The 21,086-nt window shown below is 60.9% G+C and carries 21 protein-coding genes; 6 read left to right on the top strand and 15 right to left on the bottom strand.

What is annotated here, in order from left to right; genetic code table 11:
• Nucleotides 1-165: 165 nt before the first annotated feature.
• From Q5H31_RS06795 to Q5H31_RS06785, 3 genes are all read right to left on the bottom strand, one after another.
• Entirely contained in the window at nucleotides 166-402 is a 237-nt protein-coding gene (locus Q5H31_RS06795; RefSeq protein WP_007053386.1) for a hypothetical protein, read from the bottom strand.
• Nucleotides 402-800: a DUF948 domain-containing protein gene (locus Q5H31_RS06790; protein ID WP_007052133.1), complete on the bottom strand. Its 399-nt coding sequence runs from the start codon at nucleotides 798-800 to the stop codon at nucleotides 402-404. The genes Q5H31_RS06795 and Q5H31_RS06790 overlap by 1 nt, the downstream gene beginning before the upstream one ends.
• A 202-nt stretch (nucleotides 801-1,002) precedes the next feature.
• A complete protein-coding gene (locus Q5H31_RS06785) occupies nucleotides 1,003-1,677 on the bottom strand; it encodes a histidine phosphatase family protein (RefSeq protein ID WP_007055085.1) in 675 nt (224 codons plus the stop codon).
• Between the two features lie 179 nt (nucleotides 1,678-1,856).
• Here Q5H31_RS06785 and Q5H31_RS06780 point away from each other — a divergent pair, with 179 nt between their 5' ends.
• Nucleotides 1,857-3,821: an acyltransferase family protein gene (locus Q5H31_RS06780; RefSeq protein WP_007053388.1), complete on the top strand. Its 1,965-nt coding sequence runs from the start codon at nucleotides 1,857-1,859 to the stop codon at nucleotides 3,819-3,821.
• Between the two features lie 90 nt (nucleotides 3,822-3,911).
• On the opposite strand, the gene rpsD is transcribed toward Q5H31_RS06780, so the two are convergent.
• From rpsD to Q5H31_RS06755, 5 genes are all read right to left on the bottom strand, one after another.
• Nucleotides 3,912-4,538 (bottom strand): 30S ribosomal protein S4, encoded by a 627-nt coding sequence (rpsD, locus tag Q5H31_RS06775; protein WP_007052130.1) that lies wholly within the window; start codon nucleotides 4,536-4,538, stop codon nucleotides 3,912-3,914.
• A gap of 198 nt (nucleotides 4,539-4,736) precedes the next feature.
• Nucleotides 4,737-5,705, bottom strand: a complete 969-nt coding sequence (locus Q5H31_RS06770) for an ABC transporter ATP-binding protein (RefSeq protein WP_007055084.1) — start codon at nucleotides 5,703-5,705, stop codon at nucleotides 4,737-4,739.
• A 1-nt stretch (nucleotide 5,706) separates the two neighbouring features.
• The gene (locus tag Q5H31_RS06765) at nucleotides 5,707-6,924 is read right to left on the bottom strand and encodes an ABC transporter permease (RefSeq protein ID WP_007053390.1); all 1,218 of its coding nucleotides are present in this window, start codon (nucleotides 6,922-6,924) and stop codon (nucleotides 5,707-5,709) included.
• A gap of 90 nt (nucleotides 6,925-7,014) precedes the next feature.
• Nucleotides 7,015-7,413, bottom strand: coding sequence for a DUF4418 family protein (locus Q5H31_RS06760; protein WP_007052126.1), 399 nt, complete (start codon nucleotides 7,411-7,413; stop codon nucleotides 7,015-7,017).
• 144 nt (nucleotides 7,414-7,557) lie between these two features.
• A complete protein-coding gene (locus tag Q5H31_RS06755) occupies nucleotides 7,558-10,260 on the bottom strand; it encodes an ATP-dependent helicase (protein ID WP_007055502.1) in 2,703 nt (900 codons plus the stop codon).
• A gap of 116 nt (nucleotides 10,261-10,376) precedes the next feature.
• Between Q5H31_RS06755 and Q5H31_RS06750 the strand changes: the two genes are divergently transcribed.
• Nucleotides 10,377-10,958 carry a xanthine phosphoribosyltransferase gene (locus Q5H31_RS06750; protein ID WP_007057285.1) on the top strand — a complete coding sequence of 194 codons (582 nt, stop codon included), beginning with the start codon at nucleotides 10,377-10,379 and terminating at the stop codon, nucleotides 10,956-10,958.
• Between the two features lie 50 nt (nucleotides 10,959-11,008).
• Nucleotides 11,009-12,373: a nucleobase:cation symporter-2 family protein gene (locus Q5H31_RS06745; protein WP_008782982.1), complete on the top strand. Its 1,365-nt coding sequence runs from the start codon at nucleotides 11,009-11,011 to the stop codon at nucleotides 12,371-12,373.
• Between the two features lie 129 nt (nucleotides 12,374-12,502).
• On the opposite strand, the gene Q5H31_RS06740 is transcribed toward Q5H31_RS06745, so the two are convergent.
• The 3 genes from Q5H31_RS06740 to Q5H31_RS06730 all read right to left on the bottom strand — a co-directional run bounded on the left by Q5H31_RS06740 (nucleotide 12,503) and on the right by Q5H31_RS06730 (nucleotide 13,956).
• Nucleotides 12,503-12,712 carry a helix-turn-helix transcriptional regulator gene (locus tag Q5H31_RS06740; protein ID WP_003829211.1) on the bottom strand — a complete coding sequence of 70 codons (210 nt, stop codon included), beginning with the start codon at nucleotides 12,710-12,712 and terminating at the stop codon, nucleotides 12,503-12,505.
• Nucleotides 12,713-12,718: 6 nt separating this feature from the next.
• Nucleotides 12,719-12,979, bottom strand: coding sequence for a DUF2975 domain-containing protein (locus Q5H31_RS06735; protein ID WP_007052122.1), 261 nt, complete (start codon nucleotides 12,977-12,979; stop codon nucleotides 12,719-12,721).
• A 155-nt stretch (nucleotides 12,980-13,134) separates the two neighbouring features.
• On the bottom strand, nucleotides 13,135-13,956 hold the full coding sequence (locus tag Q5H31_RS06730; protein ID WP_007055490.1) for an alpha/beta fold hydrolase: 822 nt from the start codon (nucleotides 13,954-13,956) through the stop codon (nucleotides 13,135-13,137).
• 287 nt (nucleotides 13,957-14,243) lie between these two features.
• Between Q5H31_RS06730 and Q5H31_RS06725 the strand changes: the two genes are divergently transcribed.
• Nucleotides 14,244-15,182, top strand: a complete 939-nt coding sequence (locus Q5H31_RS06725; RefSeq protein ID WP_007052119.1) for a cobalt transporter — start codon at nucleotides 14,244-14,246, stop codon at nucleotides 15,180-15,182.
• An 88-nt stretch (nucleotides 15,183-15,270) separates the two neighbouring features.
• Here Q5H31_RS06725 and Q5H31_RS06720 read toward each other — a convergent pair whose 3' ends face one another.
• Nucleotides 15,271-15,672: a VOC family protein gene (locus Q5H31_RS06720; protein ID WP_007052118.1), complete on the bottom strand. Its 402-nt coding sequence runs from the start codon at nucleotides 15,670-15,672 to the stop codon at nucleotides 15,271-15,273.
• Nucleotides 15,673-15,830: 158 nt separating this feature from the next.
• Between Q5H31_RS06720 and Q5H31_RS06715 the strand changes: the two genes are divergently transcribed.
• Both Q5H31_RS06715 and Q5H31_RS06710 read left to right on the top strand, forming a co-directional pair.
• Nucleotides 15,831-16,445, top strand: coding sequence for an isochorismatase family protein (locus Q5H31_RS06715; RefSeq protein WP_007052116.1), 615 nt, complete (start codon nucleotides 15,831-15,833; stop codon nucleotides 16,443-16,445).
• A gap of 251 nt (nucleotides 16,446-16,696) precedes the next feature.
• Entirely contained in the window at nucleotides 16,697-18,175 is a 1,479-nt protein-coding gene (locus tag Q5H31_RS06710; RefSeq protein WP_007052115.1) for an ATP-binding protein, read from the top strand.
• A 4-nt stretch (nucleotides 18,176-18,179) separates the two neighbouring features.
• On the opposite strand, the gene Q5H31_RS06705 is transcribed toward Q5H31_RS06710, so the two are convergent.
• The 3 genes from Q5H31_RS06705 to Q5H31_RS06695 all read right to left on the bottom strand — a co-directional run.
• Nucleotides 18,180-19,592 (bottom strand): ABC transporter permease, encoded by a 1,413-nt coding sequence (locus Q5H31_RS06705; protein ID WP_032682870.1) that lies wholly within the window; start codon nucleotides 19,590-19,592, stop codon nucleotides 18,180-18,182.
• On the bottom strand, nucleotides 19,579-20,817 hold the full coding sequence (locus tag Q5H31_RS06700) for an ABC transporter permease (protein ID WP_007052113.1): 1,239 nt from the start codon (nucleotides 20,815-20,817) through the stop codon (nucleotides 19,579-19,581). The genes Q5H31_RS06705 and Q5H31_RS06700 overlap by 14 nt, the downstream gene beginning before the upstream one ends.
• 100 nt (nucleotides 20,818-20,917) lie before the next feature.
• Nucleotides 20,918-21,086 (bottom strand): DUF4162 domain-containing protein (locus Q5H31_RS06695; protein WP_302457621.1); only part of this gene is annotated, 169 nt, incomplete at its 5' end.

The raw sequence follows: 21,086 nt of genomic DNA, 5'->3' as shown, positions 1-21,086 counted from the left end.
TAATCGAGGTATCGCTTTGCGATGTCCGCAGTGCGCATGAGCGGATGAACTCCTTGTTTGGGTAATGGGCGCAGTTGCGCCTGGTATTGGTGGAAAAGACTGGATTATGAGGATTAGTTTGTTCTAGCTGATTCAGTGACTAGATGGCAAGGCGGCATGCGCGTGTCAGTTGGCGCGCTCGATGTACTGACGGTTGAGCTCAGCCTCGCGGGCTCGACGGGTGGCATTGAACTCGTTGACCAACCCTTCGAGTGTTTTCATCGGCACATTGTCCTGATCGGGGCCAAGCAGGAACTGGCGTGCCGCATCAGGCGTATTGGCCTTGACATAGGCCTGTGCCTTGGTGACGGCAACGATTCCGATGGCCACGCCGACGCCGACCCAGAAGATGCGTTTGAACATCACTCCCCCTTCTCGGCGGTGTCGTTGACGGTGGTTTTCGCGGCGTTCTTCGCAAGGAAGGACTGACCCGTGGTTTTCAGCGCGTAGAAGGTGGAAGCGATCTTGATGATGGGCTTACCGAGGAAGGAGCCATACAGATCGGTCAACGCACCAACGTTGTTGGCGGTGGTGGAAGCCGCGGCGGAAATCTTGTTCACGTCTTCGAGCGACTTGTTGACCTGCTTGACGGTGGTCACGCCTTCGTCCAGCGCGGGGATGGCGTGTTCACCGGACTCCCGGACCGTCTGCGATATCTGATCAAACATCTTGCCCAGCCTGATCAGCGGATAGATCATGAAACCGGCCAATACTGCGAACGCGATGGCCGCGATCAGGCCAGCGATCTCTCCGACTCCCATTGTTTCCTCCTTGCGGTCACACTTACTCGCCTAAGGGTAGCACTCCTTCCCTATTTCTTGGCATACCATTGCATGCGCAGGGCGAAAACCGTGCGCGTGGGCGTATGCGGCTATAGGCGAAAGGCTGTCCTGCTGACGCTTTCGTTTGCGGCGTGCCGCCGTGGACCGTACGTGCTATTCGATATGTATTGCTTGCTATTTGCTACTTGCCGTACGAAACGATGGTCACGGCTTCGCCGAACGGCTTGTCGGTGTCGAAGTCGATCACGGTTACCGAACCATTGGCCGGGCGTTCGTTCAGATCGAGGTCAGGGCCGCCGAACCGGTGACCGAGGCTAAGCAGTGTGTTGCCATGCGAAATCTGCAGCACATCGTCGCCGTCCTTGAGATTCGGGTTGTCGGCGATAAGACGGAACGCACCTTCGACGCGCGTCCAATATTCCTCATCGGATTCCGCGTCGTGGAAGGGATCGGCTTCCTTGAGAAAATCACGCGAGGCCCCCAACCCGAACTTCTCGACGATTTGGTTGTAGGTTTTGACGCCGTGGGGCGCTCCCGCGGCGTACCAGGCCATGGCCATGTCAAGTCCCTCGTAGTAGCCGTAGAACTGCTCGCGGAAGTGCATGTCCGTCACGAGTGCGGGGCGCGGGTTACCCGCGGCTTCGTTGATGTCGAGAATTTTCTCGGCCGTCTGCTGGGCACGCGTGGTGTCCGAACAGTAGGCGGCGGCGAACGTCAATCCTTTCAGTCGCTCACCGGCCTTGACGGCATCGGCGACGCCCGACTCGGTCAGCGGCGAATTCGACCATCCCTGCAGACGGTTGTATCGGTTGAAATAGGTCTGTCCGTGACGGACCAGATGCAGATGAAGAATCATGGTTCTGATTATGTCACCATTCCGGCGGTTTCGGTGCGGGTTGCCGGAAGTCATAAGTCATAACGGCATAGGTCACTACCTGAGATATGCGTAATCCGGGCAGTATACCTAACGATTCCTGAGAGTACACTTAGAATACTGTGAGCATAACCTTGAAACCTGCACCATCTCGATCGTCTGTGCCTGCCCATTTCAGGGGTATCGATGGACTGCGCGCTCTGGCGATTCTTGGAGTCATAGCATTCCACACCCGCCCGTCGCTATTGCAGGGCGGATTCATTGGCGTGACGATGTTTTTCGTTATCACCGGTTTTCTTGCCACACGTTCGGTACTGAACATGGTGGACCGCACCGGGTCCTTTGGATATGGCCGATATCTGATCCGCCGCATTACTCGTTTATGGCCGGTGATGCTGGCGACCATTGCCGTGGTGCCTTGGCTCACTTGGATGTTCGCTCCCAGCCTGTTGCAGAAAGTGGTTTCCGATTCGCTGCCGAGCGCCTTGTTCGCCAGCAATTGGGTGTACATCTTCCGCAAGGTGCCGTATTTCGAGGCGGCCGGATTGCCTTCTCCTCTGACCCATCTGTGGTTCTTGGGCGTGACGATGCAGTTCTATCTGGTTTGGCCGTTGCTGATGGTGGTGCTCGGCAAAATCACCAAGTCCAAATGGGTGCGCTCCATGGCGATTCTTGTCATCATGGCTGCTTCCACCGCCGACATGGTGCTGCTGTTTGACCCGGCCAATACCTCCCGCGTGTATTACGGTACCGATACTCGCCTCGCCGAGCTGGCCGCCGGCGCGCTGTTGGCTATCTGGATTGCGCCTTCCTCGCGAGGTACGGAAGCTGCGGAAGCTGGAGCGGCTTCGCAAACAGTGCAGATCGAACGTCAGGCCGGCGACAAGACGGGCGCCCGTCTCACTATCGTCTGCAATGTTCTTGGCACCGCGGCTTTGGCGGCACTGCTGACCGGATTCTGGTTCGCCAACGGGTATCTGTCGTACATGTACCAAGGCGGGTACCTGATTACCGCGTTCATATCGTTGTGCGCCTTGGCCTGTGCCGTGAACAATGACTCAATCTGGTCGCACGTGCTGGGTTGTGCTCCCCTACGCTATATCGGGTCGCGATCGTTCTCGCTGTACGTCATGCATTATCCGCTGCTGCAGTTCATGAACCCGGCGACACGAACGCAGGCGTTGCCGTGGTGGGGTTGGGTTCTTGAGGCCGTCGTGGTGTTGGCGGCGTCGGAAGCCTTCTACCAGCTGGTCGAGGCGGCCCGTAAATCGGTGCAGATGCCTCGTAGCCAACACGCCAAGCCGCTGCCGAAAGCCGGCTACCGGCTGCGCCCGGGCGCGTGGGTCATGTCGGTTATCGGATTGGTGACCGTTGTGGCGCTGACGTGGGCACCGGTGGACTGGAATGGCATCGCTCAAGCGCGAGCCATTCAGCTGCGCCCCGAACTCGCGGCACCCGCCAAGCCGGTCAAGAAACCGGCGAAGCCCGAGCCCGAGTCTTCTGCCATAAATGCCGCGAACGGCGAAACCAATACCGCTGACGCGAATAAGAACGGTTCGGATTCTCAGCCGCCCATCATCAAACCGATTGCGGAAAAGGTGCCAAACAATCTTGACATTTCGAAGTACGCCTATGATCCGGCAACGGAAAGCTGCAACGCGGATATGATGATGGTCGGCGATTCAGTGACGTCGGGTACTTCGGACGCCATCCAGGCCGCATTCCCGAACGCTTTTATCGATGGCCTGCCGAACCGTCAGCTGCCGCAGGCGGTGGATGTGTATCAGCAGGACACCGCTGCCGGCCACAGTGGCAGTGTGGTGGTGTTTGGCCTCGGCACGAACGGCGTGATTTCGAATGAGCAGGAAGTGCAACAGCTCATTGACCTGACCGGCGGCAAGCCGACATACTTCATCACCATCCGTATGCCATACCCGTGGCAGGAGAACAACAACAATACGATGCTGCGTGAGGCCGCCAAGAAGAACAAGAACGTGGGCATCATCGATTGGCATGGGTATAGCGAAGGTCATAGCGAATACCTCAACGATGACGGCATTCATCCGAATATGACCGGTGCCTATGCGTACGCGACGATGATTCGCCAGGCGGTGTGCGGCCAGTAATCGCCCTACAACGCAGGAACCCCGCGGCTTCTCGAAAGAAGCGCGGGGTTCGAGCGGTATGTCCTGGATTTGTTGACCAGAGGGCCCGGATCAGCGGGCGTAGAATTCGACCACGTACTGGATGTTGACCTGCACCGGGATCTCTTCGACCTCCGGCTTACGGGTCACAGTGGCCTTCAGGGACGGCAGGTTCACGTCGAGGTAGCCGGGGACCGCAGGCAGCACGTCACGGTGCACGCCTTCGGCGGCGATCTGGAACGGAACCATGGTCTGGCTCTTGGCCTTCACCTGAATGGTCTGGCCGGGCTTGACGCGGTAGGACGGGCGGTCCACGATGTTGCCGTCAACGAGGATGTGACGGTGCACCACGAACTGACGGGCCTGGGCGGTGGTGCGGGCGAAGCCGGCACGCAGCACCAGGTTGTCGAGACGGGTCTCGAGGTCGGTCAGCATGGCGTTACCGGTCTGGCCGGCAGTACGGGTGGCCTTCTCGTAAGCGGCGCGAAGCTGCTTCTCGGAGATGCCGTACTGAGCGCGCAGACGCTGCTTTTCGCGCATACGCACCGCGTAATCGGACTCGGTGCGGCGGCGGTCACGGCCGTGCTCGCCAGGAGCGTACGGACGCTTTTCGAAGATGCGCTGAGCCTTGGGGGTCAGTGCGATGCCGAGGGCGCGAGACAGACGCACCTGACGGCGAGAACGCTGAACGTTCGTCATTGGATTAATCCTTCTGTCGTTATCTGAACGGAACGCTTGCCTTGCATATGCCTAACAAGCGCTGAGTCGGGCCTCCCCAGCGCTTCGTCGTGAATAAACACGAACGGGTTGGTTTTCTTGCGATTACCTACCGCCGACCCGCTGATGGGCTATGACTCCAGACGGTATCTACCTGTTGGCAGACACCAGCAGACCATATTACACCGAGGCTATGGACAGCACTCCAGCGTCCATGCGATACACCCGATCTGCGTATTCGAGTGCATCGGGATCATGGGTGACCATGAGAATCGCCGTGCCGTTGTTGGCTTGGTCTCTGAGCAGACGCATTACGATGTCGGTGCTCTCTTGGTCGAGGTCGCCGGTCGGCTCGTCGGCGATGAGCAAGCTCGGCTGGTTCATCAGCGCGCGGGCGATGGAGACGCGCCGCATTTCACCGCCGGACAGCTCGCGCGGGTAGCTGTCTGCCAGATCGGCAACACCAAGCTGGGTGAACAGCGTGCGAGCTCGGGTGGCGAACAGGTCCGAACGGCTCGCAGCCGTGTTTGACGGCGTGTTTTCCTGGTCTGTGATTGGCGCAATGACATCCGGCATGAACGGGTCGGCGGCTGAATCGGCGGCCGCTTCATCATTGGTGGCAGCGGCTTGCGCCACGGCATCCGTTGCTTCTGCGTTTTGGGCGAACGGCAGCGGCTCCGGAAACATCGTTGCGGGCAGAATCACGTTGTCGAGCACGGTCAGGTTGCCGAGCAGGGTCTGGCTTTGAGTCACGAATCCGATGGTGCGATTCCTCAGCACGGACAGTGCTTTATCGCCCAAGTCGGCCACATTGCGTCCAGCCACGCTCACGGTTCCCGAGGTCGGGCGAATCAGCCCAGCGACCATGTTGATCAACGTACTTTTACCGTTGCCCGACCGGCCGACGATGGCGATGAATTCGCCGGCATCGACGGTGAGGTTCACGTGGCTGACGGCGTCGAACGGCGTGCCGCGGCGGACGAACTGGCGGGTCAGGTCCGTCAAGGTCAGCAGATGGTCCGGGGAGGGCGTCTCGGTTACGTGCGGCGAATCCGGCGCAGTCGGCGCGTTCGGCTGAGCTGGCGTGGTCGGCTGGAGCTTGGTCGGCTCAACCGTGGTCGGCTGAAGCGGCGTAGTTGTCTCAGTCATATCACTCCCCCTCTCGCAGGGTCAGGTAGGCTTCGGGCCGGCCGAGACGCCACATGGTGGCCAGCGAACCGATGATGCCGATGACCGTAGAGCACACAATGGTCACGGCAATGAATCCGATCACCGCAACCGGGCTGGCTTGCAGATACGGCAATTGAAGCTGTTTGCCGATCAGCGAACTGAATGGGAAAATCACCAGGCTGGCCGCGCCGACGCCGATTACGCCACCGATCAGACCGATGATGGCGGATTCCTTCAGAATGATGGCATTCAACATGCCGCGCGTGGCGCCCATGATGCGCAGGGACGCGAATTCGCGTTTGCGTTCGTTCACCGACGAGGCGAATACGGCGAGCAGCACAATCACGCCCATTACCCAGATCACCGCCACGAAAATCTTGAGGTAGGTGACAAGCGCGGTCAGCGAAGTTCTGGTGTTGGCGGTGATGCCGCCGGGGTATACGTACCCCAAATCGGCGAATCGGGAATCAAGACGCTTGATGTTCTCAGCTACGGTCTGCGCTTCGTACCCCTGCTGCGTCTTAATCATCACGGTGGAGACGGCTTTGCCGGCATATTCGGCGGACATGACCTGCTTGGAGACCTTGGCCGAGGCGGCGACCATGTCGGGCACGGTGTTTTGGTTGATGAACACCGAGTTGTCGAGGCTGGTGCCGGTGTTGGCGAGCTGGGCGACGACCGGCCATGAACGGCCGTAGAGTTCGATGGTGCCGTCGGTGGACACGTTGACGTTTGCGCCTGCAATCATCTGACCGTCTTCAAGGGGGCCTTCGAACTGGGAGGCGACCCATGGTTCGATGACGAAGTCAGTGTCCGGGTCGTAACCGATGATCTGCAGCTTTTCGGCACAGCAGGCGGCGGCCAGCGATGATATATAGGTCTGTTCGGTGGCTTGTGCGATGCCGTCGGCCTGCATGACCTCGTCGGCGATGTCTTTGGTGAAATAGAAAGTGCTGGGATTGCCGTTGGTGAGCAGCGCTTCGGCCTTCTGCACGGTGTTTTGCGGCACGACCATGAGGTCGGCGCCCAGGCGCTTTTCCATACTGGTCATGCCAGTGTTGAGGTTCATGGTCAGCATGGTGCCGCCGAAGAATGTCAGCGCGAGGATGGTGACGACGGCGAGCAGTGCGCCGGTGCGGAACGGCTTGCGTTTGAGGTTTTCAATCGGAAGGCCGCGCAATGCGATATGGGATGGCACGATGAATCCTTATGTTGCTTATAGTGCGGTTGCAATAAGCGAGGCCGGAGTCCAGCGTTCGGAATGGCTGGGCTCCGGCCGTCTGCTCGATCAGTTGCGCTTGGCGGCGCGAGAGTCGAGCCAGATGGCGATGGCCGCGAACACGATGGTGAGCACGCCGAGCACGATGAGCGTGGGCAGCATAACCATGCGACAGTGCATCATCGCGCCCTTGCAGATGCCGATCAGAAAGGTGGGTACGGCGAGTAGTAGCAGGGCGTCGGCTGCGGCGGCGATATTGAGGCCGATGCGAATCTGCGGGGCGACGAACAAAGCCACGACGCCGAACACGAGGATGACGACGCCGATGCCGGTGGCCGCCTGCTGCGAGTAGTGGCAGGCACCCGGCATGTCATGGCCGGTGCAGGCGTGCGCAAAGGTCTGGGGCGCGATGGTGATCAGCGCGCCGAACAGAATATTGGGCACGGATGCAAACAGCTTGTTCTTCATAACTACTTTTTCCTCTCCCCTGTTCCCAGGGCTCGTAGGCACAACCTCCGCATTATGCCCACACTGTGATGAAGAACACAAGTCTTGTTTTTTGCGAATTTATTTGGTATATAACTCAGCCCCTCGTCAGAGGGGCCAATTTATCTACAACTTCTCAATCGGCGCTACGCGGAGCATGAGGCGTTTGACGCCGGCGGAGCCGAAGTCCACGGTGATTACCGAATTGCGGCCCTTGTCTTGTGCGTCGGTGACCTTGCCGAGACCGTACTGGTCGTGGCTGATCATGTCGCCCACGGCGAAGTCGGCGATATTCAGGCCATTGTCCTTGGTGAGCTTCGAGCTAGGCACGGCAGAGCCGGTCGAATCGGATTTCGGTGCGGTACGGCGCGTGGTGACCTTGCCGCCACGGGTGCCACCATATGAACCGGACGAAGAACCGGAACGGGAACGCGACCCGTAGGACGACCTCGAACCGGAGCCTGAAGAACCATAGGACGAACCCGAACGGGAGCGGGAACCATAGGAGGACGAGCCGGAGCGGGAACCATACGACGATGAACGGGAACCATACGACGAAGAGCCGGAACCCGAGCCATACGACGACCCATACCGCGACCGCGACCCATAGGACGAACCCGAACCGGACGAACCACGCGAGCCGAACGTCGACGACCCGCCAAACGCGGCACCGCCGAAATCGTCATCATCCCAGCCGCCCAAATCGTCGGCGAATCCATCGGTCTCCCAGCTGGCGCGCATACGCTCCACGCCGGCTTCACGGCGTTTCCAATCAATCAGCGAATCCGGAATCTCGTCGAGGAACTGGCTGGGCATCATATCGGCGGCCTGGCCCCACTGGGAGCGGACGGCGGCGCGCGTGACATACAGTCGCTGCTTGGCGCGCGTGATGCCCACATAGGCGAGTCGGCGTTCCTCCTGCAGTTCAGTGGTGTCTTCCATCGAACGCGAATGCGGGAAGGTGCCCTGTTCCATGCCGGTCAGGAACACCACCGGGTATTCGAGGCCCTTGGCGGTGTGCAAGGTCATAAGCGTCACCTTGCCGGAGTCCTCCGCCTCGCCGGGTAGTTGGTCGGAGTCGGCCACAAGCGCGGTGGTCTCCAGGAATGCGGACAACGTGGCGTCAGGCGTGTTCTGTTCGAATTCGGCGGCAGTGGACTGCAGCTGGGAGAGGTTCTCCAGACGGGAGGCGTCCTGCGGGTCCACGGATTTCTCGAGTTCGGCCCTTAAGCCCGACTTCTCCAATACTTCGGCCACGATCTCGCTGGGCTTGGAGTCGTGCGCGCGCGTGAACTGCGAGAGCGCGCCCATCAGATCGCGGAATGCTCGTAGCGAGGTGGCGGTGCGTGTCGGCACCTCGATCTCATCCAAGTGCATGAGTGCGTAGAAGAAGCTGGTGCCATGCTCGCGCGCGTAGGCGAGCAGCACGCCTTCGGCGCGGTCGCCAAGCCCACGCTTGGGCACGTTGAGAATACGGCGTAGATTCACATCGTCGTCCGGATTGACGAGCGCCTGCAAATAGGCCAGCGCATCCTTGATTTCGCGACGTTCGTAGAACTTGGTGCCGCCGACGAGCTGATACGGCTGATTCGTGTTGATCAGCGCCTCTTCGAGCGAGCGGGATTGGGCGTTGGCGCGGTACATGATCGCCATGTCGGAGTAGGCGATGCCCGCTTCGGCGTGCAGGCGCGCGATTTCGGTGGCCACCCACTGGGCCTCCTGCTGGGCGTTGTCCGCCGCGTAGCCGACGATCGGCTCGCCCTTGCCGAGCGCGGTCCACAGTTTCTTGGGCTTGCGGCCCTCGTTGTTGCTGATCACCGCGTTGGCCGCATCCAGAATGGTCTGCGTCGAACGATAGTTCTGTTCGAGCATGATGGTCTTGGCGTTCGGGAAGTCCTGCTCGAAGTCCTGAATGTTGCGGATGTCGGCACCACGGAACGCGTAGATGGACTGGTCGGAATCGCCCACCACGGTGATCCAGGCGGGGCCGGACTTGCCGGCGTTAGGCGCGCCCGGGATGGCCTTCTCCCCCGTGTCCACGCCGGCCAGCTCGCGCACGAGCACGTACTGGGCGTGGTTGGTGTCCTGATACTCGTCGACCAGAATGTAACGGAAGCGGTGATGGTAGTACTCGGCGACGGCCGGGTCAGTGCGCAGCAACTCGACCGTGCGGCCGATCAGATCGTCGAAGTCGACGGCGTTGGCCAGGGCCAAGCGATGCTCGTATTCGGCGTAGATCACCGCGTAGATGGCTTCAAGGTCGCCCACCGTGCCGAACTGGTAGCCGCGCTGGCCGGGCGTGAAGTCGGGCGCGTGAACGGCGAGGTTTTCCTTCCAACCGGTCAGATTGTTCTTGAGGTCGGAGATATGGCCGAGAATCGAGCGTGGAGTGTAGCGCTTGATGTCGAGGTTGAATTCGGTGGCGATGATTTTGACGAGTCGCTCGGAGTCGGCGGAATCGTAGATGGAGAAGCCGGACTTGAGTCCGATGGACTTGCCGTCGCGCCTCAGAATGCGCACGCAGGCGGAGTGGAAGGTGGAGACCCACATGCGCTGGGCCACCGGGCCGATCAGCGAGCCGAGTCTTTCGCGCATTTCGGCGGCGGCCTTGTTGGTGAAGGTGATGGCTAGAATCTGGCTCGGCCATGCGCCGAACTGGCTCAAGATCCAGGCGATGCGGCGGGTCAGCACGCGGGTTTTGCCGGAGCCTGCACCGGCTCCGATCAGCAGCGCCTGACCGCGGTATTGCACGGCTTCCGCCTGCTGCGGGTTCAGGTCGCCCACGAGTTCCTGTGCGCTGCGTGCGATGACTTCCGGCTCGTCGTACACTGTTGCCTCCCTTTGAATCGCGACATTCATGTTTACCACATGCACGGGTCAGCGCAGGACAACGTACACTTACGAGTATCCATATCATTCACTGACATACAACAATGGGAGGTTCAATGCAGGAACTTGAGGAGCGAATCCAAAGCGAGGGAACGGTGAAGGCGGGTAATGTGCTCAAGGTGGACGCGTTTCTGAACCACCAGTGCGACGTACGCCTGTTCGACCGCATGGGTTCGGCATGGGCCGCTCATTTCGCCGGCAAGCACATCACCAAGATTCTGACCATCGAGGCGTCCGGCATCGGCATTGCGTGTGTGGCGGCCCAGCATTTCGGCAATGTGCCGGTGGTGTTCGCCAAGAAGGCGCAGTCCATCAACCTTGACGGCGACCAGTACACCACCACGGTCTATTCCTTCACCAAGCAGAAGGAGTTCCCGGTGATCGTGGCCAAGAAGTATCTGAACGCCGGCGACCATGTGCTGCTTATTGACGATTTTCTGGCCAACGGCAAGGCGTTGCGCGGTCTGATCGATCTGTGCGAAGCAGCCGGTGCCACGGTCGAGGGCATTGGCATCGCCGTGGAGAAGGGCTTCCAGGGCGGCGGTGACGCGCTGCGCGCTGAAGGCTACGATGTGGATTCGCTGGCCATCGTCGAGTCCATGAATCCCGAGACCGGCGAAATCACATTTAGGCACTGAGCACATTGGCTGCTCCCGCCGGCGGGAGCAACAGAGAGAAGAAGAGAATCATGTCAGAGAAGAAAACCAATCATTCCGTATCCTTTGAGGCGTTGTCTTCGCTGGACGCGCCAGTATCCTTCTGGAAGGGCATTCCGTTCGGCCTGCAGCATGTGATGGCCATGTTCGTGGCGAACCTCGCCCCGATCTTCATCGTCGCCTCGGCCGCGAAGATGACCCCGGCCCAATCGGCCACCATCATCCAGTCCGGCCTGCTGGTTGCGGGCCTGGGCACTTGCCTGCAACTGTACGGCGCGTGGCTCATCGGCTCGCGACTTCCGATGGTCACCGGCATCTCCTTCACCTACGTGGCGGCCGCCGTGGCGATCTGCGCGGACAAGGGCTATGGCGCGGTGGTCGGCGCGGTAATGGTCGGCGGTCTGCTGGAACTTGTGCTGGGTTTGACGGCCAAGTATTGGCGTCGGTTCGTGCCGCCCATCGTCTCCGCCATCGTGGTCACGTCGATCGGCTTCTCGCTGCTCAACGTGGGTGCCACGAGCTTCGGCGGCGGCAGCGGAGCCAAGGACTTCGGTTCCTGGCAGAACCTGACGCTCGGGCTTATATCTTTGGTTGCCTGCCTGGCGTTCCAGCTGTTGATGAAGGGCACGGCCAAGCAGCTGTCCGTGCTGTTCGGTCTGGTGGTCGGCTATGTGGCGGCTATCTGCATGGGCAAGGTCGATTTCTCCGGTTTCCAGAACCTCGCCATCGTGTCCGTGCCGCAGTTCATGCCGTTCAAGCCTGAGTTCGACTGGGGCTCGATCATCTCCATCGGCCTGCTCTACGTCGTCTCCTCGGTCGAGGTGCTGGGTGACACCGCCGCGCTGACCAAGGTGGGCCTGAACCGTACGCCCACCGAACGCGAGACCGCGGGCGCCATCGCCGGCGACGGCCTGATCTCCACCGTATCCGGCCTGTTCGGCTGTCTGCCGCTGACCTCGTTCGCACAGAACATCGGATTGGTGGCCATGACCAAGGTCGTCAACCGCAAGGTGATTCTCTCCGGCGGACTGATTCTGGTGCTGGCGAGCTTCGTGCCGGCCATCGCCGAGGTGTTCAACTCGCTGCCGCAGGCGGTGCTCGGCGGCTGCACGATCATGATGTTCGGCAACATCATTCTTTCGGGCTTCCAGATGATTGCCGAGGCGGGCTTCACGCAGCGCAACATCACGATTGCGGCGCTTTCGCTGACCATCGGCATCGGCTTCACCCAGGTGAGCGACATCTTCACGCAGTTCCCGGCACTGTTCCAACAAATCTTCGCCTCGAACTGCATCGCCGTGGCGTTCGTGGTGGCCGTGATCCTGAACGCCGTGCTGCCCAGCGAGGAGCACTTCCTCTCTGCGCCCAAGGAGGCACCGGCCGCGGACGCCGAGTGATAACAACGCAACATATCAGCTGCGCATAATCACATGATGATGCCCTATCGTCTTGCAGGATGATAGGGCATCATTGATTTTGGGAGAGACTACAAGTTGAACCATGAGTTCGAGCCGGTGGCGTGTCGATCAATCGTCATCTTCCCATTCGAGGATGTCTCCGGGTTGGCAGTCAAGTGCCTTGCAGATGGCGTCCAACGTGGTGAAGCGGACGGCTTTGGCACGTCCGTTCTTCAGAATGGACACGTTGGCGGGAGTGATGCCAATTTGTTCGGCGAGCTCGCCGACGCCAATCTTGCGTTTGGCCATCATGACGTCGAGATTGATGCGAATCGTCATCTCAAATCACCTGCTCGAGTTCGCGCCCGAGCCGGACAAGGAGAACAGTTTCCATACGGCCACGAACGCCGCTTCGATGCAGAACAGGAACAGCACGCCCATAATGAGATATGGCCAGCGCATCGACGTCTGGCTCGGGTAGAGGCCGGCCAGCGCGCCGCTCAATCCCGGTACGGCGAATAGTTGGCCCCATAGGCAGGCCAGCCAGACCAGAATCACGATGGCTTTCAACGCGAGCAACACCCATCGGTTCATGTAGTTTTTCATAGCCCGGTCCTTTCAGGTGCCGACGTTTTTTTTTGGCGACACCGCGAACATCGATATGACTATATCGAAAAACGATATACCTTGCAAGGCGTATTGCGTCAACCGGCATTGGTCGCTCGTATACATATAGGCTTCGGCAGACTGTCAGCAGACCGTCAGCTCAACGGAGCGAACGCCATATGAGCCACCCATTCGCGCACGAGCGTGATGACGGCTTCGGGTTGGTCGATGTGCGCGTTGTGACCGGCATTGTCCAGCGTCACGAAGGTGGCGTTGGGATAGTGCGGCAACAGGGCTTGCTGATCTTCGTATCCGACGATCTGGTCTTGCTTGCCGGTGACGATGAGCACCGGACCCGCATATGTGCCGAGCATTTCCTCGGGATTATCGGCCAGCCAATAGCGCTGATCCAGTCGTTCGCATGCCGCACGGTCGCACAACGCCACGCCGGGCAGGATGAACCGTTGGTAGCGTCGCCACGCGTCGAATGACTGGTTGACGCCCATGGTAATGAAATCGAACACCTGTTCCTGCGGCAAGGAGTGCGTCAGCTTGGGATTGGGCTGTGCAACCACATGTTCGGCCACATGCCGGCCGGCATGCTGCGGGTCCACGACCGGCGCGATCAATGCCATACCGGCCACTCGGCGAGGTTCGCGCGCCAATACTTCGCGGACAAGCGCACCGCCCATCGAGTTGCCGACCATGGCGAATGGAGCCGCTTTACCGACAAGACCGTCAATGGCCGTTTGCAGCCAATCCGCCATTTCCGGCAGCCCGCAGGCATGCTCGGGCAATGCCGGCGTACGGCCGAAACCGGGCAGATCCAGATATATACGGCGAATTGAATCATTGCCGTCAAACGCCTTGTCGAGCATCATCAGCGAACGATGGTCCACACCCATGCCATGCACGAACACGACGGGCAATCCATCATCATTGCCCTCAATCGCGCAGTACGGCTGCAATTGCGCCATGTGTCCCTCTCCTTCAACCCGGTACAAATCGCCTTTCACACAATAGCGGCAGCAGCTCCCTTGGTGTCGGAGCAATCCCGACCGCCATTCTCGGTTTCGAGGGGCTGATTTGCGCGGATGTCATGAAGCGTGAAGACTTGTCACAAAGTCGCGTGATGACGCAGCCGCCGTTCAGGTGGATATGCCACGCTGTCATGATGACGGCCGAGCCGGAACACGGCAAATCCCGCATGCTGCATAGGCCAGCCGGTCACGGTCAGCCATGACACCGAAATATTGGAGGCGCAATGGGACAACAGGTGCGGTACGGCAGACGCCGCTCCCATGGCGCGGGCGCGCTGATTGCAGCCGTCATACTTGTTGTTGCGGCGCTGATCGCGGCATGGACGCTGCTGCCACGGCTATTCACGCCTCGCGAGACCGCGCGCACGGCCGAGGAAGCATATTGCGCGGCGGTGTCGTCCGACGGAGCCCGCCGCACCTTGACGCCTGATCAGGCGCAGAACGCGGCGCTGATTGCGAACATCGCCGTCACGCGCGGACTGCCGGATCACGCGGCGACGGTGGCCATCGCCACGGCCATGCAGGAGTCGAGGCTGACGAATCTGGACTACGGCGACTTGGATTCGCTCGGCCTGTTCCAACAGCGGCCCAGCCAAGGCTGGGGCACGGCGGAGCAGGTGTCCGACATGACCTATGCGACAAACATCTTCTACGATCATCTGCTGCAGGTGCCGGATTGGGAGACGATTCCGGTGGAGGACGCCGCGCAGGAGGTGCAGCGCTCAGGCTACCCGGAACTATATGCCGCATGGGATGCGATGGCACGCGCTTGGGCCTCGGGGCTGACCGGTGAACGGTCGGCGGGCGTCACGTGCGCGTTGGAGCCAGCAACCTCCTCGGACGCGGACGGGTTGGTTGCCGCCATAGGAGGTACACTGCCGAATGTCAATGTCTCGGTTGTGCCCCCAAATGGCAAAACCGGCACGAACAACGGCGCTGCGACCAATACGGCCAGCACAACGTTGACGATCACGCTGCCGGACGGCCTGTCCGCCGACAACCGCACTCGACTTTGCTGGCAGACGGCAGGCTGGCTGGTCACGCATGCACGTCAATACGGCATTGACGCACTGCACGCGGACGGCATGGATTGGAACCGCAAAGCCGGCACATGGATCGGCACCGAAACCGCCGAGCAGACCATCACCTTCACGCTTGCGTGATGTGACCTATACCGCCGTTGCGACCACAAATCCGACTGGTTGGAGCCTACGCCGTCGATGCCGCCTGAGGCACGATACGGATATGTTTTTACTCGTTCGAATGAGCCCAATCCACGACGGCTTCGATGTTATTGCCATCCGGGTCCAGCACGAATGCGGAGTAATAGCCGGGATGGTACGGGCGCGGACCGGGAGCGCCGTTGTCTCGGCCGCCGGCGGCGAGCGCGGCTGCATGGAACGCCTGCACGGCTTGCTGACTGTCAGCCAAGAACGCGATGTGTGTGACCGGCGTGACCGGCGAAGCCTCCGCCTCCAGCCCTTCAATCGGTGACACGTAGAAATCGGAGTGCAGGGTTCCGTCATCCACGCCGAATCCGAGCGTAGGCTCATGATGCGCCTTGACGATATAGCCGAGCGGTGCGAGCGCCTGTTTGTAGAATGTGATGCTACGGTCGATGTCTTTCACGTGCAACGTCAGATGGTCCAGCATGGTCTTGGTCGCCCTCCCCTGGTTCTTGTATTCGATTGCTGCTTGCAGTGTAAGCCCGAACGTTTCCCACAGGGCCGCGCATGGCTATGATGAGAGCAATCGCACGTCGAGTTCGAGACAATATTCAAAACGAATCCAAGGTAATAAGGGGAATGACGATGACCAAGGCACTGATTGTGGTGGATGTGCAGCCGACGTTCTGTGAAAGCGGCGAACTGGGTGTCGCAGGCGGCAACGCGGTCGCCGAGCGGATTGCCGATTATGTGAACGCGCATCGCAGCGAGTACGCGTATATCGCAACCACGCAGGACTGGCATATCGAGCCGGGCGCGCACTGGTCGGCGGAGCCGGATTTCGTGGACACGTGGCCGAAGCATGGTGCGGCCGGCACGCTGAACGCCGAATTGCATCCGGCGATCAAGGCGCTGAATATCGAGCATCATTTCAAGAAGGGCCAGTATTCGGCGGCATATTCCGGTTTTGAGGGTATCGAGGACAATACCGACCGTATCCAGACCCGCGAGGAGGTCGAGGCCGAGCAATCCGCCGGCAAGACGCTGGCCAACGCGCTGAAGGCCGCCGGCGTGAGTCGCGTGGATGTGGTGGGCATCGCCGAATCGCATTGTGTCAAGGACACCGCGCTCGATGCCAAGAAGCTCGGCTTCGAGGTCACCGTGTTCGAGGATCTGACCGTGCCGGTCAGCGAGGAACTTGGTGTTGCGGCCCGCAAGCAGATGGCTGCGGGCGGCATCACATTGGCTGAGTCCCGCTGATCGGGCCGGATATACCCAGAGCGAAGCACACAGCCGTAGCATCAATCACGCGCAAGATTCCCACGCCACCCAACATAGCCCGCCCGCCTCGACCGGCCGATATCATCGGCGAACACGCGGAACCGAACCCTACATCGACGTTCGTTTCGTCTGGTTTGGCCCATGAATTCTGCATGAATTGGGGTGAACTGGCGGGGCTGGAGGCGAGCGGGCGGCGGATTATGGGGCACAATGGTTTCAAGGAGGCCGCCATGGTCGATGACTATACTGCCAAAATGACTGAGCTGATCGAACTCATGCGTCTGATCGGCAACGATACGCAACAGTGCGAGGTCAAGGAATGCAAGCGCAAGATCTCCTCGACCATCACCGATACGCTGTCCGCGTTCTCCAATGGCTCCGGCGGCTGGATTATCCTGGGCCTGTCCGAAAAGAACGGGTTCACGCCGGTCGAGGGATTCGACGCGCGCGCCATGCAGGAGGCGCTGAGCCAGGCGTGCGAGAAGATGACGCCGGTGGTGCGGCCCGTGATCGTCACCTGCCCGTTCGAAGGCGCGAATCTGGTGTTCGCGCGCATCGACGAGATGCTGCCGCGCGACAAGCCCTGCTTCACCACCGCGCTCGGACCGCACGGCGGCTCGTTCATCCGTACCGGCGACGGCGACCGGCGCATGACCTCCTATGAGGTCGACCGGCTCATCGAGGAGCATCTGCAGCCCACATACGATCTGGATATCGTGCCCGACGCCACGACCGATGACCTCGACCCGCAGCTTGTTGCCGGACTGTTGGCACGCGTGCGCGAACAGCATCCGCGCGTGTTCGCCGACCGAGACGGCATCGATGTGCTGCTGGATCTGCAGGTGTTGCGCCATGATGATTCCGACGAGTCGGAGGTCGGCGGAATCCTGCGCCCCACCTTGGCCGGACTGCTGGCGTTGGGCCGCTATCCGCAGAAGTTCTATCCGCGGCTCGGCATTTCGATTGCCGTGTTTCCGGGGACGAGCCGGGACGATGTGTTCCGGGGTGACGAACGATTGGTCGCCTCGAAGTCGGTGGTCGGTTCGATTCCGGTGATGATCGACGATGCGGTCGACTCGTTGATGCGTTGGATTGGCGCGAAGAAGCCCGACTATCCGCCGCTCGTGTTGCGCGAGGCGATTGCGAACGCGCTCACCCACCGTGATTATTCGCCCGATGCGCGCGGCACGCAGGTGCATATCAGCGTGTTCACCGATCGCATCGAGATCACCAATCCGGGTGGCCTGTACGGCATGGTGACACATGATGTGCTGGCGAGCCCTCATCCGGTGACGGGCGCGCCGTTCGTCTCCACCCGAAACCAGTTCCTGTTCACGCTGCTGGAGTCCACGCCGTATCCGGGCGGCGGGTTTGTGAACCCGGAAGGCGGCGACGGCTACCAGCGCATCGCCGCCGCGTTGCGCGAGGCCGGCATCGAGCCGGCGACCACGCGCAACGACATCAACACGTTCACGATGACCATCACCAAGCAGCGCACGATGGCGAACAGTTCACCGGGCGACGTGGTCAAGGCGATTATGACCGTACTGGAGCGGCATTCGGCCATGAGCGTCAAGGAGATCATGCGCGAACTGCAGTTGACGCCGCTGGCCGCCACATCCGGTATGCGCGAGCTGATGAAGGAAGGGCGGGTCGCCCGAGTCAAGTTCGCCGACGACCCGGCACAGCGGTATCGGTTGAAAGGCTGATTTCTCACTCGGCCAGCTGCGTGGTGGCGGGCGCGGCCAGGGCGGGGCGGGATCGGCGGAAGCGGCCGGCGGCCAGGCCGATGCAGATGAACATCACACCGAACAGTGCGACCAATCCCAGCGAGCCGGACCAGCCGGCGACGCTTATGCCGGTTTCCGCCGCCGTGCCGAAGCCGAGCGCGTTGTCGATCGCGGTGCAATACCACCAGCCGGGCAGGAACTTGGCTATGGTCACCATCACGCCGGGCATCATGTCAATCGGCAATGCGACACCCGACGTGAACATGATGAGCAGGCCGAAGATGTTGGCGAACCCGTTGGCCGCCTCTTCCGAGAGCCCGAACTCGCTGAGCATGAATCCGCAGGCGACGGTCATCAGCGCGTACACGCAGGTCGCGCCGAACGTCATCAGCACTCCCCCGACGCTCAGGTGCAACGGATCGAGCCCCGCCGCCATCATCAGACCGATTGACAGCACCAAATAGCCGACGCATACGACGAGCGCGAATCCGCCCAACGTCAGCAACCGCTGGAGTCCCATCAGGACCATGCGTCGGGGCGAGGCGGTGAGACGCCGCCGCACCTCGCCGGTGGTGAACGCGCCCAGGATCATCGATCCGCAGATGGTCATCGCCAGGGACAGCGGGTACATCGCGGTTTTCATGGTGCCGCCGAATCCGCTGACCGCCGTATCCGCAGCGCTTGCCGACTCCTCGGTCGGCGTATCGACCACGGCGATCTGATGGTTCACGTCTGTATCGCTGGCCGATTCGGCGGCCATTTTGGCGGCCTGGGACAGATCCTTGATATCCGGCTTGTCGACTTGCCCTTCCGGCAGCGAGTCCAGCATGTCTTGGTCCAGACTCGCGCCATCAAAACCGGCGGCCCCTCCTGTAGCGTTCATCATGCCGGCGAGCGCCGCCTGGTCGACCCTCGTCTGCGCGCCGATCAGTGCGGTGCGGGTGAGCGAGAGGAACCCGCCGACGTTCATCCGCGCCATCGACCCGGAGCCGGATGCGTAGCTGGTAACCGTGTCCACGTTCGGCGGATTGTCGCCGTCCGCCGCCGCGGCGACATAATCGTCAGCGAATCCGTCGGGAATGATGACGATCAGGTCCACCCAGTTCGAGGCGACGGCCTGTTGCAGCGTTTCGCTGGTGTCGTCGAGGTCCACCAGTTCGCTGGAATCGCGCAGGTAGGCGCGCATCGACGTGGCGATATCACCCCGGTCGGAGTCGCGGTCGATGATGGCGACGCGCGTCTTGGTCGATTCGAGCACCGCGGACATGGAGCCGGATGCGGAGGTCAGCATCGCCCAGCTGATGGACATCATCAGGATGCCTATGAATACGAGGTAGATCATCAGGTAGACCCGGTGCGCGAACAGCACGCGCAGCGTGGCTTTACAGGTGTTCATAACGTTGCCTCCTCAGCATTGCGATGCCGGCCAAGAGGAATACCGCGCTCATCGCCAGCAGAATGATGCAGGTGGTGATGAACGGCCGGTAGCTGTCGTAGTACAGGATGTCGTAGAACAGGTTCGTCACCTGCTGTGCGGGGTTGATGGTGCCGAGTATGGGCGCGTTGCGGGCTATCCAGTCGCTGATCTGCATGGCAAACCCGCCGTACAGTCCGGTGAACAGCGACAGCGTGCAGGAGATGCCGGTCGACAGCCCGTATTTCGTGTTGTACGAGAGCTTCGGCACCGCACCGAGCAGGGTGCCTGCTGAGCTGGTCATGAACGAGGCGATGATGACCGCGAGGATCGCCGCCGGTTCGCGTCCGCCGAGCGAGACGTTGCAGGCGAGCCGGATATAGGCCAATGCGATGGACAGGGCGACCGACGAGCACAGCCAGCAGGAGAGGAAGCCCGCGACGAGCTGTTTGGCCCGGCTCAGCGGCGCTACGGTCCGCCGTATGCCCAGCGCGGACAGGTTCGCCTGTGCGGCGGCGACTGTGCTGATGGAGTATCCCATGGCCATCATGCAGGACATGGCCAGCAGCGCGTAATAGTATCGGGCGATCTCGTCAGGCTGGAAATGCGTGAGCGTCGTCTCATGGGTCATGTCGACGTTCTGCCCGACGCTGTTCCAGAAGTTCCGGCTGAGCGCGGCCTGTGGATTGTCGGCGATGGTCTGCCGGGTAACGGCGTCGGTGCGGTTGTACAGGTCGATGACGCTGCGCAGGGCCGCGAGGCTAATGTCCAGTCCGCTGTTTTGCGTGGAGTCCTTGGCTGTGACGGCGGTTTCCCGGCTCACGGTCATCGCCAATCGGCCGTTATTGTCGGCGGTCAGATAGCCGTTGGCAGTGCCGTCGGCGAGCCGTTGTTCGGCCTCCTTCACGGTGTCGACTGTGGTGATGGTCAGCAGCTTTTGGTCGATTTCGGCGTAGGTCGTGTCGTCTGAGGCCGATTCCGTTTCCCCGGCCAGCGCGTCTACGAAGGTGCGGGCACCGTCCGCCTGCTGCCAACGGGTGTCTTCGATGACGGCCATCGGCACCGGCTTGAGTTCGTATGCTTCGGCCAGCCCGCCGAACAGTCCGTTGAACATGGTCGCCAGCACAATCGGGAACACGGTCATCCAGAACAACGCCGACCGGTTACGCAAGTTCGCTTTCAATGCGACCAGAAATGTGGTCCACATGATGTCTCCTTACTCAGGAACTCCCCTCAGTCACCTTTGGTGACAGCTCCCCTCGGAGAGGGGAGCCAAGTTATTTGCTTGCCGACTGAGGGGAGCATGGTCAGTCCCTCAGTGCTTTGCCGGTGAGTTCGAGGAACACGTCGTTGAGGGTGGGCGGGCGACTGGTCAGGTGGCCGATGTTGGCGCCGGAGCGTTTCACCGCGTCGAGCACGTCGGTCAGGTTGTGTTCGCCGCGACGGCATCGCACGTCGAGTTCCTTGCCGTCGTAG

Origin of the sequence: uncultured Bifidobacterium sp., from assembly GCF_959020155.1 — a bacterium.
Taxonomy (GTDB): Bacteria; Actinomycetota; Actinomycetes; order Actinomycetales; family Bifidobacteriaceae; genus Bifidobacterium.
The sequence above is the reverse complement of the archived record's forward strand: the minus strand, read 5'-3'. Positions and strand labels throughout refer to the sequence as shown.

What these genes read in the sequence shown, in the direction of transcription:
- Q5H31_RS06795 (WP_007053386.1), bottom strand. Translation starts at nt 402, where the DNA reads ATGTTCAAACGCATCTTCTGGGTCGGCGTCGGCGTGGCCATCGGAATC.
- Q5H31_RS06790 (WP_007052133.1), bottom strand. Translation starts at nt 800, where the DNA reads ATGGGAGTCGGAGAGATCGCTGGCCTGATCGCGGCCATCGCGTTCGCA.
- Q5H31_RS06785 (WP_007055085.1), bottom strand. Translation starts at nt 1,677, where the DNA reads ATGATTCTTCATCTGCATCTGGTCCGTCACGGACAGACCTATTTCAAC.
- rpsD (WP_007052130.1), bottom strand. Translation starts at nt 4,538, where the DNA reads ATGACGAACGTTCAGCGTTCTCGCCGTCAGGTGCGTCTGTCTCGCGCC.
- Q5H31_RS06770 (WP_007055084.1), bottom strand. Translation starts at nt 5,705, where the DNA reads ATGACTGAGACAACTACGCCGCTTCAGCCGACCACGGTTGAGCCGACC.
- Q5H31_RS06760 (WP_007052126.1), bottom strand. Translation starts at nt 7,413, where the DNA reads ATGAAGAACAAGCTGTTTGCATCCGTGCCCAATATTCTGTTCGGCGCG.
- Q5H31_RS06750 (WP_007057285.1), top strand. Translation starts at nt 10,377, where the DNA reads ATGCAGGAACTTGAGGAGCGAATCCAAAGCGAGGGAACGGTGAAGGCG.
- Q5H31_RS06745 (WP_008782982.1), top strand. Translation starts at nt 11,009, where the DNA reads ATGTCAGAGAAGAAAACCAATCATTCCGTATCCTTTGAGGCGTTGTCT.
- Q5H31_RS06740 (WP_003829211.1), bottom strand. Translation starts at nt 12,712, where the DNA reads ATGACGATTCGCATCAATCTCGACGTCATGATGGCCAAACGCAAGATT.
- Q5H31_RS06735 (WP_007052122.1), bottom strand. Translation starts at nt 12,979, where the DNA reads ATGAAAAACTACATGAACCGATGGGTGTTGCTCGCGTTGAAAGCCATC.
- Q5H31_RS06730 (WP_007055490.1), bottom strand. Translation starts at nt 13,956, where the DNA reads ATGGCGCAATTGCAGCCGTACTGCGCGATTGAGGGCAATGATGATGGA.
- Q5H31_RS06725 (WP_007052119.1), top strand. Translation starts at nt 14,244, where the DNA reads ATGGGACAACAGGTGCGGTACGGCAGACGCCGCTCCCATGGCGCGGGC.
- Q5H31_RS06720 (WP_007052118.1), bottom strand. Translation starts at nt 15,672, where the DNA reads ATGCTGGACCATCTGACGTTGCACGTGAAAGACATCGACCGTAGCATC.
- Q5H31_RS06715 (WP_007052116.1), top strand. Translation starts at nt 15,831, where the DNA reads ATGACCAAGGCACTGATTGTGGTGGATGTGCAGCCGACGTTCTGTGAA.
- Q5H31_RS06710 (WP_007052115.1), top strand. Translation starts at nt 16,697, where the DNA reads ATGGTCGATGACTATACTGCCAAAATGACTGAGCTGATCGAACTCATG.
- Q5H31_RS06705 (WP_032682870.1), bottom strand. Translation starts at nt 19,592, where the DNA reads ATGAACACCTGTAAAGCCACGCTGCGCGTGCTGTTCGCGCACCGGGTC.
- Q5H31_RS06700 (WP_007052113.1), bottom strand. Translation starts at nt 20,817, where the DNA reads ATGTGGACCACATTTCTGGTCGCATTGAAAGCGAACTTGCGTAACCGG.